The following is a 12,123-nucleotide window of genomic DNA, read 5'->3' as shown; positions in this document are numbered from 1 at the left end:
GTCTCCCGGGCATTCAGGCCACCCAGCGCGAAAACAGCGATGTCGACAGCGCCCGGCCGGCGGATTGCTCGCGGATGATCAGTTCGCCTGATTCAACGGTGCCGCCCATGCCGGCAAAGGTGTCGCGCATCAAGGCATGGATGGCGAAGAAGGAGGCGCGGATGGAATAGGCGGTCAGCACCACGGTGAGCGGTTTCGGCGTCAGGATCGCGCGGCAAAGATCGGTCAGGCCGGGCAGGTCCTCGAACAACTGCCAGACCTCGCCCTTGGGGCCGCGGCCATAGGCGGGCGGGTCGAACAGGATGATGTCGTAGCGGCTGCCGCGGCGCTCTTCGCGCTCGGCGAATTTCACAGCATCGTCGACGATCCAGCGGATCGGCTTGCTGCCGAGACCGGCCATTTCCTGGTTTTCGCGCGCCCAGCCGACCGCCTTCTTGGAGGCATCGACATGGGTGACCTCGGCACCGGCGCGGGCGGCTACGAGAGACGCGAGCCCGGTATAGCCGAACAGGTTCAGCACCTTGACCGGGCGGTTGGCCGCCGCGATCAGGCTGGCCATATGGTCCCAGTGCGAAGCCTGCTCGGGGAAGACGCCGACATGGCGAAACGAGGTGAAGCGGCCGAGATAGTCGATGCCGTCATGCTTCATCGGCCAGGTCTCGCCCAGCGGTACCTTCGGGAACCGCCAGCGGCCGATGCCTTCCTCGTCGGTGTCGCCGGTGAAGATGGCGTCGGCTCGGTCCCAGGCCCTGGCGGGCAAGGCCTTTTGCCAGATCGCCTGTCCCTCGGGCCGCACGATGCGGTAGGGGCCGTATTGTTCGAGCTTCTCGCCGGCACCGCTGTCGAGCAGTGCATAATCCTGATTGGGCGCCACTTCGAGGATCACCGGCAGGCGCTCAGTGGGCAGGATGCCTTCGCGACGCGCCAGGATACGGGGGGCGGGCTTCGGATCAGACCGGTCGTCCGGTTTTGTTTCGTGGCGTTGCTGTCTGGCTTCGGGTCGGATTGGTACGGTCTCCGGCTGTGGCCGCGCATGTTCGGTCCTGCCTTTTGCGGGCGGACGGTTGTCGCGGCGTTTGTCGCGAAAAAACTTCAAGCAGGAGCGTCTCCGGAGGCGGCAGGCCGCTTTTGGCATAGGGTTACCGGCTGCGCAAACAAAATGGTCCAGCGTGCGAATGTCTGAGGTGGTGGACCTCGCTGAGGAAACAGGCAAATCTCGAATCATGTCCCGTTCCGAACGCCTGCTCGACCTGATCCAGATCCTGCGCCGGCATCGCCGGCCGGTGAGCGGTCGCACGCTTGCCGGCGAGATGGACGTTTCGATCCGAACGCTCTACCGCGACATTGCCACGCTGCAGGGGCAAGGCGCGCCGATCGAGGGCGAGGCTGGGCTGGGCTATGTGCTGAAACCCGGCTTCATGCTGCCGCCACTGATGTTCACCGACGAGGAGATCGAGGCCATCGTTCTGGGATCGCGTTGGGTTGCCAGACAACCGGACAAGCGGCTGTCGGCCGCCGCCACCGACGCGCTGGCCAAGATCGCCGCTGTGCTGCCGGATGATCTGCGCGAGGACCTCGATGCGACCGCGCTTTTGGTCGGGCCGCACGGCGATGCTGTCGAAAGCATCGACCTTGGCCTGGTGCGCCAGGCGATCCGCAACGAGAGAAAACTCGGCTTTCTTTACCGCGATGCCGGCGGCGCCGCCTCCGAGCGCTTGATCTGGCCATTCGCGCTCGGCTTTTTCGACAAGGTGCGGGTGGTGGTGGCCTGGTGCGAGACGCGGCAGGATTTCAGACATTTTCGCTCCGACCGGATGTCGGGGCTCAACACCACGGATATCCGCTATCCGCGTCGTCGGCAGGCGCTGCTGAAGGAATGGCGCGCGACGCTGGACGCACCGAAGCGCCAGCCTGGCGCTTAATGCTCCTTTCCACGCGCCCACAAGACGCTGCTGCCAGAATCTGACAGTGGGGTCACCTATGCTCCTCCAATCGAAACCCTGGAGAGCAGACATGAACACCCCCAATTTCGTCATCCTTTATGTCGACAGCCCGGAGCGGAGCGGCGCCTTCTACGGTGCGCTGCTGGGACGCCAGCCGGTGGAGACGTCGCCGACCTTCGTGCTGTTCGTGCTCGACAATGGCTTCAAGCTCGGCCTGTGGTCGCGCCACACGGTGGAGCCGTCGGCCGCGGCCGCGGGCGGCGGTGCGGAGCTCGTCTTCGCGTTGGACCGGCCTGATGCGGTGGACGCCGCCTACACGGACTGGGCAGGACGCGGCTTGACCATTCTGCAGACGCCGACCGACATGGACTTCGGCCGCACCTTCGTTGCGCTCGATCCCGACAAGCACCGGCTGCGCGTCTACTGGCTGAACGACGGAGAACAGGCCAATGGGGAACAGGCCAATGGAGAACAGAAATGAGTGCGCACTGGATCGCGGTCGCTTCCGCCGAACATATCCGGCGCGGCCGCGAGGCCGGCTTCATGCAGGTCAACCACGGCAAGGCGGCACCTTTGCGCCGCATGAAGCCCGGCGACGGCATCATCTACTACTCGCCGACCACAATTCTGCGCGAGAAGGACGGCCTGCAGGCCTTCACGGCAATCGGCACCGTGCGAGAAGGCGAGCCTTACCAGGGCGACATGGGCGGTGGCTTCACGCCGTTCCGCAGGGATGTCGAATGGGCCAAGGCCGAGGAGGCGCCGATCAAGCCGCTGCTCGAGCAGCTCGACTTCACCGCGGGCAAATCGAACTGGGGTTATCAACTGCGCTTTGGGCTGTTCGAAATTACGGCGCATGATTTCGCGCTGATCGCCGAGGCGATGGGCGCTGCCATGAAGGCCGACTGAAGCATCCAGCCGCCGGATCGGCAAGGCACCGTGACAACGCTGCTGACACCAAGTTGTCAGCAGCGTTGTGCGACAAGCGATTGTCTTCAGATAGCGTCGCGCTTGCCCCAGGAGAATAAGATGGACTTCGTCTCGATCCGCATCATTACCGATCAGATCAAGCCCTTGGTGGCATTCTACGACACGATCACCGGGCTTACCGCAACCTGGTTCACAGACGATTTCGCCGAACTGGCAACGCCGTCCTGCACACTGGCGATCGGCAGCACCCACACGCTGGCCCTGTTCGGAACTGATGTGGCGCAGCCGGCCGCCAATCGCTCAGCGATCATCGAGTTTCGCGTCGCCGATGTTGATGCTGAGTACAGCAGGCTGGCGAAAATCATCGGCGATTTCGTACAGACGCCGACGACGATGCCATGGGGTAACCGGTCGCTGCTGCTGCGCGATCCCGATGGCAATCTGGTGAACTTCTTCACCCCGGTCAGCGCGGAAGCGATCAGGAAGTTCGATCGCAGAACCGGCGCAGACGCTACTGCTTGAGCGCGTTGTAGACGGCAATGCCGGCGGCAAGGTCCTCAAGCGCGGCGCCGACCGACTTGAACAGCGTGACCTCAGTGGGGCTCTGCCGGCCCTGTTTTTCCCCGCGCGCCAGCTCATGCAGATCGGCGACGATGGCTTCCGGCTTCAGCACGCCGGAGGCGAGCGGCTGGACGATGTCGCCGGCTTCCTTGGTGGCGCCGGCGCGGGTGTCGACATAGACGCGGGCGCGCGCGATCGCGTCGTCGTCGCTCTCGCGCATGGTCGGCGTGAAGCCGCCGACCAGATCGACATGCGCGCCCGGCTTGAGCAGCGCACCCTTGACCAGCGGCGTCGTCGTGATCGTCGCCGATGAGACGATGTCGGCCTCGGCGAGTTCGGCGTCGAGATCGCTTGCGGCCTCGGCGTTGAAACCGTCCGCGCGCAAATCAGCCGCGACCTTTTCGGCATTGGCGGGCGTGCGGTTCCAGATGCGGATGGTCTTGATCGGCCGCACCGCGGAGTGCGCCTTGGCGAGGAACGGCGACAGCGCGCCGGCGCCGGCCACCAGAAGCCGCGATGCGTCCTCGCGGGCGAGATAGGAGGCCGCCAGCGCCGAGGCGCAAGCGGTGCGCCACTGTGTTAGCCGTTGGCCGTCGATCAGCGCTTCGGGCTCGCCGGTGGAGCCGTTGAGCAGGAGGTAGAGCCCCATCACCGCCGGTTTGCCGATGGCGTTGTTGTCGGGTGATACGGTGACGATCTTGACGCCGATATGACCCCCGACCGATGTGCCGGCCGCATGGAAGTCGGTCCACGCCGGCATCAAAAGCAGCGTGGATGTGGCACCGTCGGGCCGCTCGACCCCGTGATGATGGCGGACGGGTTGCACAGCACCCTCGCGGAAGGCCGCGCGCAATGTCTCGACCAGCCCGGGAAAGGTCAGCGCCTGGTCGACAGCGTCGGCCGAAATGGTCAGCATGCAAAACTCCGCGAAGATAAAAGCGCCGGCTTCAGGCCGTTGGCTTCGGCAGCGCCGGCCCGGTGGCCGCGCCCTGCTGCACGGCGGGTATACGGCTGACCGCCTGGCGCAAATTCTCGGCCTCGACGCCGCGCTGGCGCGCCAGCTTGCGGTAGCGGCCCTGCTTGACCCAGGTCGCCAGGCTGCCGACGACCATGCCGATGGCGAGCGCCACGAACAGGAAGATGAACAGCGGCAAGGTCAGCGTCAGTTTCGGATTGCCGGGGTTGAACGGGTCGAGCGTGAAGGCGACCAGCTCGCGGTTGGCGACGGCCAGCGCAATCAGGATGACGGCGAGCGGCACGAAGACCACGATAAGTATGAAGCGGTTCAACATAGAAATTCCCTGGAGAAGGCAGGCCTTGATAACGCCGGCGCGTTGGTCCGCGCCTACTTGCCGCCATTCAGCCTTTCACGCAATTCCTTGCCGGTCTTGAAGAACGGCACCCACTTCTCCTCGACCTCGACGGATTCGCCGGTGCGCGGGTTGCGGCCGGTGCGGGCAGGGCGATTTTTCACCGAAAAAGCGCCGAAGCCACGCAACTCGACCCGATTGCCTTCCGCCAGGGCATCGGTGATCTCGTCGAAGATCGCTCCCACGATGTTTTCGACGTCGCGCAGGAAAAGATGCGGGTTGCGCGTGGCAATGATCTGCACAAGCTCGGATTTGATCATCAGAAAGGTCCCCGTGAAAGCGCTGCGGTCAAATTATCAGGATGATTTTATTTGCTTTTTTACTCGCCCCAACCGGCAGATCAAGGGTGCCAGACGGAAACGAGACCGTCAAGAAACAAGCGATCCGCGCCAATTTCGTGAAGCACGTCGCTGCCGGCCTCCGACAGGCCGAGCGCGCTGCCGACGCTGCGCGCTATTGCTTTCGAGAACAGGAAGCCGCCACGCCGCTCGGTGTCCTTCCATTCCACCACCTTGAGCTTGGCGTCGACACCCTTGGTCGCCAGCCAGTCGATCGCCACGCTCTCGCCGCCGACAGCGTCGATCAGACCGTTGGCAAGGCCCTGGCGGCCGGTGAAGATCGAGCCGTCGGCAAGGGCCAGTGCCTGATCGCGGGTCATTTTGCGGCGCTCGGCGACGATGCCGACGAACCAGTCATAGCTGTCGAGGATGAGCTTGCGGACCATGGCTCGCTCGTCTTCATTGGTCGGCTTGAAGGGCGAGGGCGATGCCTTCAGCGGCGAGGATTTCACTTCCTCGAGCTTGATGCCGACCTTGTCCATCAGACCGCTGACATCGGGATACTGGATGAGCACACCGATCGAGCCGACGATCGACGTCTTGCGGGCAACGATATGGTCGCTGGCACTGGCGATCATGTAGCCGGCCGATGCGGCCAGCGTGCCGACCTCGGCCACCACCGGCTTGTCGGCGGCAAGCTTGCGCACCTCCTCGTAGATCGATTCGCCGCCGACCGTGGTGCCGCCGGGCGAATCGATCGCCAGGATGACGCCCTTGACCTGCGAGGATGTGCGGATGGTTTCCAGCCGCTTGATCAGTTCCTCGTCCTCGGTGATGGTGCCTTCGATCCTGACCTTGGCGATGTGGTCGACGGAAGAACCGCCGAGGTCGCCCCCATAGAACCAGCTTGCAAGCGCAATCACCCCAAGGGCCACGATGGCAATGGCGGCGCCGCGCCAGAAGGTCAGCTTGCGCCGCAAGCGGCGGCGGTCGATCAGGTCGTCGGCTCTCAGTGCCATGGTCTGCCTCACAGTCGGTGGGAAGCGATGCTTTTAAAGCAAGCGTCCGCGCCCGGCTACCTCTTCCTCAAGAGCCTGCGACGAAGCGACCTTCACGACGGAGGCATTTCAGGAAAAAATGACGCGGCGCGTTCGTTTCTGCTATGAAGTGACGAAATTGTGTCGCCTGAGTTCCGTCTGTAAAACAGCGGCCGTCACATTTTTGCGGTTTTCCTCCGCTTGTGCTTGCTTGCGGGGGCCGGCAACCCACCTATAGCAGGTGTTTTGGCGGACAAGGGTTTATTAGAAGTCAGTCATGCTTGCGCGATCGAACGAACCGACCAACGCCGATGCGGCCTTGGCGCCCACGGCGCCAGCGGGCACGCGCGGCGACGCCTTCGACCGCGCCCAGCGCCACTCGCGCCGCGTGCGCGTGCTTAAGTTTGCCGTGCCGGTGCTTGCCGCCGGGATCGCGGTTGCGTTTCCGGTCTATTCCTATCTGGCGGCGCCGATCAACATTTCGATACAGGCAGACGGCACCGCTTTCGCGGATGGCAAGCTGGTGATGGCCAATCCGAAGCTCAACGGCTTCACCAAGGACAAGCTGCCCTATTCGCTGACGGCCTTGCGCGCCATTCAGGATGTCGGCAAGCAGGACATCATCGAACTCGAAGGCATCCATGCCAAATTGCCGCTGACGGCCGACAATGTGGCGACCGTCGACGCCAAGCGCGGGATCTACAACAGAAACGCCAACACGATGGACATGACCAGCGACGTTACCGTCACCACCACCGACGGCGTCGCTGCCATCTTCAAATCGGTCTTCCTCGATATGGGCAAAGGCTCTATGAAGACAGGTGATGCGGTCGATGTCAGCCGTAACGGCTCGCGGATCACCGCGGGTTCAATGTCGGTCGAAGACAATGGCAAGGTCATCGTTTTCGAGAACAAGGTAAGCGTTCACATCGATCCGGCCACTATGAAGGCGGCAGAGGCAAAGAGCGGAGAAACGAATGCGTCCCAGTAATTCGGCACGGCTTGTCGCCGCAGCTTCGGCCTTGCTGTTGCTGGGTATGGCGCCGTCCTGGGCTCAGTCCAGCGCCAGCAGCCAATCCGGGCTCAAACTGTCGGGCGACCAGCCGATCCAGATCGAGAGCGACAAACTTGAGGTCCGCCAGGCCGACAGCATGGCGCTGTTCAGCGGCAACGTCACCGTCACGCAAGGGCCGACGCTGCTCAAGGCCGGCAGCATGGAGGTCTACTACGTCAAGGACCCCAACGCCGCCAAAGGTGCTGCCGCCGGCGCTTCGGCGATGACCGGTTCGGCCAATATCGACCATCTGGTGGTCAAGAACAAAGTCTACATCAAGTCGAATGACCAGATCGCCACCGGCGACAACGCCACGTTCGACATGAAGACGCAGGTGCTTGTTCTGTCGGGCAAGGAGGTCGTCTTGTCCCAAGGACCCAACGTCCTCAAGGGCTGCAAGCTCACCGTGCAGATGAAAAGCGGCCTTGCTCAGGTCGATGGCTGCGGCGGGCGCGTCATCATGTCGATGACGCCGCCACCGAAATCCGAGGCCCCGAAGCCCGAATGACTGGCGTGTCTTCGCTGCTGACCCGCCTTCCGGGACGGGCGGCCAGTAAACTTGCAGCACCGGCCACAGTCACCGTTGATTCCTCGAAGTTCAAGGGCACCCTGATCGCCAAGGGTCTGACCAAGAGCTACAAGGGCCGCAAGGTGGTCAGCGGTGTCACCATCGGCGTGCGCGCCGGCGAGGCTGTCGGGCTGCTCGGGCCGAACGGCGCCGGCAAGACCACCTGTTTCTACATGGTCACCGGCTTGGTGCCGGTCGATGAGGGAACGATCGAGATCGACGGTTTCGACGTCACCTCGATGCCGATGTACCGCCGCGCCCGCCTCGGCATCGGCTATTTGCCGCAGGAAGCCTCGATCTTCCGCGGCCTGAATGTCGAGCAGAACATCCGCGCCGTGCTCGAAGTGGTTGAGAAGGACCGCAAGGTGCGCGAGCGCAATCTCGACGAACTGCTCGAGGAATTTCACATCAGCCATCTGCGGAAGTCGCCGTCCATGTCGCTGTCGGGTGGCGAGCGGCGGCGTCTTGAGATCGCCCGAGCTTTGGCGACGCGCCCGGCCTACATGCTGCTCGACGAGCCGTTCGCCGGCATCGACCCGATTGCCGTCGCCGACATCCAGCAGCTGGTTCGTCATCTAACGGCGCGCGGCATCGGCGTGCTGATTACCGACCACAATGTGCGCGAAACGCTCGGCCTCATCGACCGCGCCTACATCATCCATGCCGGCCAGGTGCTGACTCATGGCCGTGCCGACGAGGTGGTGGCGAACCCCGATGTGCGCCGGCTCTACCTCGGCGAAGGTTTCACGCTCTGAGCGTGAAATTTGTTTCCTGACGTGATTTTTGCCGCCCCGCCGGGCTTTTTTCTCCGATTTTGCGTGAGATAATGCTTCGGTAGGGGCCTTTTGCCATCGTTCGCCTTGACAAGCAAAAGCCGGGCCAGTTTCTATGGAAGGTCGGAAAAATTCATTTTCCGGCAGCTTCTGATGTGTAGGCTTCCGGGTGCAGAAGGGCGTTTGAAACCGAACCATGGCGTTGGCGGCGAAACTACAGCTACGACAATCCCAGTCGCTGGTGATGACGCCGCAGCTGATGCAGTCGATCAGGCTGTTGCAGCTCACCCATGTCGAGCTCGACCACTTCATCGACGACGAGATCGAGCGCAATCCGCTGCTGGAGCGCGCCGAGCCCCAGGATGACGCCGCAAGCGACCAGGTGCAGAAGGGCGATGCCGCTCCTGAGCCTGCCGCCGATGGCGACTGGTTCGAAAACGAGACGGCGTGGAGCGCCGAAGCGATCTCCGACAAGCTCGACAGCTCGCTGGAAAATCTGTTCCCCGACGATCCCGGCACCAGCGAGCGGCTCGGTCCGGACCTGACGGCGCAGTGGAAGTCGGCCACCGGCAATAGTTCGTCCGGTTCTTCCGAAGGCTTCGACGTCGGCGACATGGCCGCCGCGGCGATCACGCTGCGCCAGCATGTCGGCGAGCAGATCGCGCTTGCCTTTGCCGATCCGGCCGCAAGGCTGATCGCAGCCGAACTGGCCGACGGCCTGGACGAGGCCGGCTATCTGCGCGCCGATCCCGCCGAGATCGCCAAACGGCTCGGCGCCGATCAGGCGATGGTGGCCAATGTGCTGGCAGCCTGCCACACATTCGAGCCGGTCGGCCTGTTTGCGCGCGACCTTGCCGAATGCCTGTCGCTGCAACTTGCCATGCGCGATCGTCTCGATCCGGCGATGAAAACGCTGATCGGCAACCTCGAACTCCTGGCGCGGCGCGATTTCCAGACGCTGAAGCGGCTTTGCGGGGTTGACGAGGAGGATCTTCTCGACATGCTGGCCGAAATCCGCGCGCTCGATCCGCGTCCGGGCACGGCATTTTCAGGCGGCGCCAGCGATGCCATCGTCGCCGATGTCGAAGTCCGTGCCGCCAATGACGGTAGCTGGACGGTCGAGCTCAATGCCGAGACGCTGCCGCGCGTGCTGGTCGATCACATCTATTTCGCCCAGGTCTCGCCGCATGCGAAGAATCAGGCGGAGAAGGATTTCCTGGCCGAATGCCTGCAGAATGCCAACTGGCTGACGCGGAGCCTCGACCAGCGGGCAAAGACGATCCTGAAAGTGGCGTCGGAAATCGTGCGCCAGCAGGACGCTTTTCTCGTCCATGGCGTGCGCCAGCTCAGGCCGCTCAACCTGCGCACGGTGGCCGATGCCATCGGCATGCATGAATCGACCGTCAGCCGGGTGACGGCCAACAAATACATGCTGACGCCGCGTGGCGTGTTCGAGCTGCGTTATTTCTTCACGGCTTCGATCGCGGCGTCGGGCGGCGGTGATGCGCATTCCTCGGAAGCGGTGCGCGACCGCATCAAGCAGCTGATCGACGAGGAAAAGCCCGCCGATGTGCTGTCCGATGACGCAATCGTCGATATGTTGAAGGAAAGCGGCGTCGATATTGCCCGGCGCACGGTGGCCAAGTACCGGGAGGGTATGAATATTCCCTCGTCGGTGCAGCGGCGGCGTGAAAAGCGCGCTCTGGCGAGCGCGGGGCGCTAGCTCTGCTTGCCCGGCAAGGCTTTTGCTATGGTTGGATTTCCACAACTTTCGACCTTAAAGCGCGTCGCGCTGAAACGGATTCATGCGACGCGCTTTAAGTCTTTGTTTTGATGCATGTCGTTGTCCCAGAACCGCAGCGCACTTCTGGGCGACATGCATTAATTGACAAGCTGCAATGAAGTGTCTAGAAGCCCGCCCGCATGAGACGGGCTCGCGGCCCGCATGCGGATGGTCCGTCACGATGAAGGCCACGGGACGGCCAAGAAGGCGGATTGTGATCAACCGGAAAGTTCGGATCTAAAATCGGCGCGAGTTGACGCCGCAAAGCTTGTGCGCACGGATCACGAGTATAAACTCTGGCCAGTTTGAAGCCTGAGCAAGGAAGGTCAGTTTTCAGATGAAATTGCGCATATCGGGTAAACACATGGATATCGGCGATGCGTTGCGTACGCGCATTACCGATCGTGTCGGCGAGGCGATTGGAAAATATTTCGATCGCGGTTTTTCAGGGCACGTCACGGTCATCAAATCGGGGTCGCGTTACTCGGCCGATTGCATGATCAGGCTGGATTCCGGCGCTTCGCTGCAGGCAACCGGCGATTCCCAGGATCCGACACTTGCCTTCGAGGCGGCCGCGGACCGCCTCGAAACCAGGCTGCGGCGCTACAAACGCCGTCTGAAATCGCACAATTCAGGCACTGGAAATGGTGAAATCACCGACATCGCCTATACGGTGATGGCGCCGCTGACCGATGACGATGAGGACATTCCGGAGGACTACGCCCCGGCCATCGTCGCCGAATCAACCATGACGCTGCAGACCATGTCGGTGGCGTCGGCGGTTATCGAACTCGACACCAAGGACAGCCCGGTTTTCGTCTTCCGCAACGCCGGAAACGACCACCTCAACATCGTCTATCGGCGGCCGGACGGAAATATCGGCTGGATCGACCCGTCGACGACCAAAGTCGCACAGGCGTGACGACAACGACAATGGTCGCACAGGTGACGACAATGGTCGCACAGGGATAATAGCCAGCCGCGCGAGGGGCGAGGACTGGCGACGGCAGGCGAATAAGGGATTTCAAATATGGATCTGAGCGATCTTCTCAACGTTCCGGCGATCTTGCCGGCGTTGAAGGCGAACTCCAAAAAGCAGCTTTTGCAGTTGCTGTCCGAGAGAGCGGCGGCGATTTCCGGCATTCCGGAGCGCGAAGTGTTCGACACCATCCTGCAGCGCGAACGGCTGGGCTCCACCGGCGTCGGCAACGGCATCGCCATTCCGCACGGCAAGCTCGCCGGGGTGAAGCGCATCGCCGGCGTCTTTGCCCGGCTGGAGACGCCGGTCGATTTCGAGGCCCTGGATGACCAGCCGGTCGATCTGGTGTTTTTGCTGCTGGCCCCGGAAGGCGCCGGCGCCGATCACCTCAAGGCACTGTCGCGCATCGCCAGGGTTTTGCGCGACGCCGACACGGTGGCCAAGATCAGGGGCACGCGCGACGCGGTCGCCATCCACGCTCTGCTGTCGGACACGCAGGCCTCGCACGCCGCCTGAAGTTCTTTGGAATTAAGTCTTCCAGGGGCCGCCGAAGGCGGCCCTCTCCATTTCAACCGCCAGCGGTCGCCTTAGTGAATGGCGACAGTGGTCAGGTCGTTTTCCATGGCGCCGGCCAAAGCCCGGTCCTTGGCATCCGAAAGCAGGATCGGCTGGCCGTTGGCGGCAAACAGCGCCCACAGCACCATGCCGGGCGCGATTTCGCCCAGATTGGGGAAGCGGCCGAGCAATTCGTCGCTCGAGACCTTGCGCAGATAAGCGACCGAGCCTTCGCCGAGATGGGCGAATTCGCCGCTGGTCATGATGATGGTTTCGTCAGTTCTGGTCATTT

General features: G+C 62.9%; 16 protein-coding genes. 10 read left to right on the top strand and 6 right to left on the bottom strand.

The window, feature by feature from the left end; translation table 11 throughout:
• Positions 1-13: 13 nt before the first annotated feature.
• Positions 14-1,096 carry an RsmD family RNA methyltransferase gene (locus AC3EMP_RS31660; protein WP_352711720.1) on the bottom strand — a complete coding sequence of 361 codons (1,083 nt, stop codon included), beginning with the start codon at positions 1,094-1,096 and terminating at the stop codon, positions 14-16.
• Between the two features lie 127 nt (positions 1,097-1,223).
• On the opposite strand from AC3EMP_RS31660, the gene AC3EMP_RS31655 reads away from it, so the two are divergent.
• The 4 genes from AC3EMP_RS31655 (at position 1,224) to AC3EMP_RS31640 (ending at position 3,395) form a co-directional block, all read left to right on the top strand.
• A complete protein-coding gene (locus tag AC3EMP_RS31655; RefSeq protein WP_023698199.1) occupies positions 1,224-1,922 on the top strand; it encodes a helix-turn-helix transcriptional regulator in 699 nt (232 codons plus the stop codon).
• Positions 1,923-2,013: 91 nt separating this feature from the next.
• Positions 2,014-2,424 carry a VOC family protein gene (locus AC3EMP_RS31650; protein WP_023698200.1) on the top strand — a complete coding sequence of 137 codons (411 nt, stop codon included), beginning with the start codon at positions 2,014-2,016 and terminating at the stop codon, positions 2,422-2,424.
• Positions 2,421-2,852, top strand: a complete 432-nt coding sequence (locus AC3EMP_RS31645) for an EVE domain-containing protein (protein ID WP_352711717.1) — start codon at positions 2,421-2,423, stop codon at positions 2,850-2,852. The genes AC3EMP_RS31650 and AC3EMP_RS31645 overlap by 4 nt, the downstream gene beginning before the upstream one ends.
• Positions 2,853-2,972: 120 nt before the next feature.
• Positions 2,973-3,395 carry a VOC family protein gene (locus AC3EMP_RS31640; RefSeq protein WP_352711715.1) on the top strand — a complete coding sequence of 141 codons (423 nt, stop codon included), beginning with the start codon at positions 2,973-2,975 and terminating at the stop codon, positions 3,393-3,395.
• On the opposite strand, the gene lhpI is transcribed toward AC3EMP_RS31640, so the two are convergent.
• The 4 genes from lhpI to sppA form a co-directional block, all read right to left on the bottom strand.
• The gene (gene lhpI, locus AC3EMP_RS31635) at positions 3,385-4,350 is read right to left on the bottom strand and encodes a bifunctional Delta(1)-pyrroline-2-carboxylate/Delta(1)-piperideine-2-carboxylate reductase (RefSeq protein WP_352463571.1); all 966 of its coding nucleotides are present in this window, start codon (positions 4,348-4,350) and stop codon (positions 3,385-3,387) included. The two genes, AC3EMP_RS31640 and lhpI, sit on opposite strands and share 11 nt — an antisense overlap.
• Before the next feature lie 31 nt (positions 4,351-4,381).
• Complete coding sequence (locus tag AC3EMP_RS31630) at positions 4,382-4,726, bottom strand: lipopolysaccharide assembly protein LapA domain-containing protein (RefSeq protein WP_023691965.1); 345 nt, start codon at positions 4,724-4,726, stop codon at positions 4,382-4,384.
• 53 nt (positions 4,727-4,779) lie between these two features.
• Positions 4,780-5,064 carry an integration host factor subunit beta gene (locus AC3EMP_RS31625; RefSeq protein ID WP_006200394.1) on the bottom strand — a complete coding sequence of 95 codons (285 nt, stop codon included), beginning with the start codon at positions 5,062-5,064 and terminating at the stop codon, positions 4,780-4,782.
• Between the two features lie 80 nt (positions 5,065-5,144).
• Positions 5,145-6,101, bottom strand: a complete 957-nt coding sequence (gene sppA, locus AC3EMP_RS31620; RefSeq protein WP_023698204.1) for a signal peptide peptidase SppA — start codon at positions 6,099-6,101, stop codon at positions 5,145-5,147.
• 295 nt (positions 6,102-6,396) lie between these two features.
• Between sppA and lptC the strand changes: the two genes are divergently transcribed.
• The 6 genes from lptC (at position 6,397) to ptsN (ending at position 11,792) form a co-directional block, all read left to right on the top strand.
• Positions 6,397-7,110 (top strand): LPS export ABC transporter periplasmic protein LptC, encoded by a 714-nt coding sequence (gene lptC, locus AC3EMP_RS31615; protein WP_023669748.1) that lies wholly within the window; start codon positions 6,397-6,399, stop codon positions 7,108-7,110.
• Positions 7,097-7,681, top strand: coding sequence for an LptA/OstA family protein (locus AC3EMP_RS31610; protein WP_023683069.1), 585 nt, complete (start codon positions 7,097-7,099; stop codon positions 7,679-7,681). Before lptC ends, AC3EMP_RS31610 begins: the two co-directional genes overlap by 14 nt.
• Complete coding sequence (gene lptB, locus AC3EMP_RS31605) at positions 7,678-8,496, top strand: LPS export ABC transporter ATP-binding protein (RefSeq protein ID WP_023669746.1); 819 nt, start codon at positions 7,678-7,680, stop codon at positions 8,494-8,496. The genes AC3EMP_RS31610 and lptB overlap by 4 nt, the downstream gene beginning before the upstream one ends.
• A gap of 214 nt (positions 8,497-8,710) precedes the next feature.
• Positions 8,711-10,237, top strand: a complete 1,527-nt coding sequence (rpoN, locus tag AC3EMP_RS31600; protein WP_023686567.1) for an RNA polymerase factor sigma-54 — start codon at positions 8,711-8,713, stop codon at positions 10,235-10,237.
• A 397-nt stretch (positions 10,238-10,634) separates the two neighbouring features.
• Positions 10,635-11,219 carry a ribosome hibernation-promoting factor, HPF/YfiA family gene (hpf, locus tag AC3EMP_RS31595; protein ID WP_023683071.1) on the top strand — a complete coding sequence of 195 codons (585 nt, stop codon included), beginning with the start codon at positions 10,635-10,637 and terminating at the stop codon, positions 11,217-11,219.
• A 108-nt stretch (positions 11,220-11,327) separates the two neighbouring features.
• Positions 11,328-11,792, top strand: a complete 465-nt coding sequence (ptsN, locus tag AC3EMP_RS31590; protein ID WP_023669743.1) for a PTS IIA-like nitrogen regulatory protein PtsN — start codon at positions 11,328-11,330, stop codon at positions 11,790-11,792.
• Between the two features lie 71 nt (positions 11,793-11,863).
• Here ptsN and AC3EMP_RS31585 read toward each other — a convergent pair whose 3' ends face one another.
• Complete coding sequence (locus AC3EMP_RS31585; protein WP_023686566.1) at positions 11,864-12,121, bottom strand: BQ00720 family protein; 258 nt, start codon at positions 12,119-12,121, stop codon at positions 11,864-11,866.
• Positions 12,122-12,123: the final 2 nt, after the last annotated feature.

The sequence above is a fragment of the Mesorhizobium sp. P160219 genome, assembly GCF_057786095.1.
The sequence above is the reverse complement of the archived record's forward strand: the minus strand, read 5'-3'. Positions and strand labels throughout refer to the sequence as shown.

What these genes read in the sequence shown, in the direction of transcription:
- AC3EMP_RS31655 (WP_023698199.1), top strand. Translation starts at nt 1,224, where the DNA reads ATGTCCCGTTCCGAACGCCTGCTCGACCTGATCCAGATCCTGCGCCGG.
- AC3EMP_RS31650 (WP_023698200.1), top strand. Translation starts at nt 2,014, where the DNA reads ATGAACACCCCCAATTTCGTCATCCTTTATGTCGACAGCCCGGAGCGG.
- AC3EMP_RS31645 (WP_352711717.1), top strand. Translation starts at nt 2,421, where the DNA reads ATGAGTGCGCACTGGATCGCGGTCGCTTCCGCCGAACATATCCGGCGC.
- AC3EMP_RS31640 (WP_352711715.1), top strand. Translation starts at nt 2,973, where the DNA reads ATGGACTTCGTCTCGATCCGCATCATTACCGATCAGATCAAGCCCTTG.
- lhpI (WP_352463571.1), bottom strand. Translation starts at nt 4,350, where the DNA reads ATGCTGACCATTTCGGCCGACGCTGTCGACCAGGCGCTGACCTTTCCC.
- AC3EMP_RS31630 (WP_023691965.1), bottom strand. Translation starts at nt 4,726, where the DNA reads ATGTTGAACCGCTTCATACTTATCGTGGTCTTCGTGCCGCTCGCCGTC.
- AC3EMP_RS31625 (WP_006200394.1), bottom strand. Translation starts at nt 5,064, where the DNA reads ATGATCAAATCCGAGCTTGTGCAGATCATTGCCACGCGCAACCCGCAT.
- sppA (WP_023698204.1), bottom strand. Translation starts at nt 6,101, where the DNA reads ATGGCACTGAGAGCCGACGACCTGATCGACCGCCGCCGCTTGCGGCGC.
- lptC (WP_023669748.1), top strand. Translation starts at nt 6,397, where the DNA reads ATGCTTGCGCGATCGAACGAACCGACCAACGCCGATGCGGCCTTGGCG.
- AC3EMP_RS31610 (WP_023683069.1), top strand. Translation starts at nt 7,097, where the DNA reads ATGCGTCCCAGTAATTCGGCACGGCTTGTCGCCGCAGCTTCGGCCTTG.
- lptB (WP_023669746.1), top strand. Translation starts at nt 7,678, where the DNA reads ATGACTGGCGTGTCTTCGCTGCTGACCCGCCTTCCGGGACGGGCGGCC.
- rpoN (WP_023686567.1), top strand. Translation starts at nt 8,711, where the DNA reads ATGGCGTTGGCGGCGAAACTACAGCTACGACAATCCCAGTCGCTGGTG.
- hpf (WP_023683071.1), top strand. Translation starts at nt 10,635, where the DNA reads ATGAAATTGCGCATATCGGGTAAACACATGGATATCGGCGATGCGTTG.
- ptsN (WP_023669743.1), top strand. Translation starts at nt 11,328, where the DNA reads ATGGATCTGAGCGATCTTCTCAACGTTCCGGCGATCTTGCCGGCGTTG.
- AC3EMP_RS31585 (WP_023686566.1), bottom strand. Translation starts at nt 12,121, where the DNA reads ATGACCAGAACTGACGAAACCATCATCATGACCAGCGGCGAATTCGCC.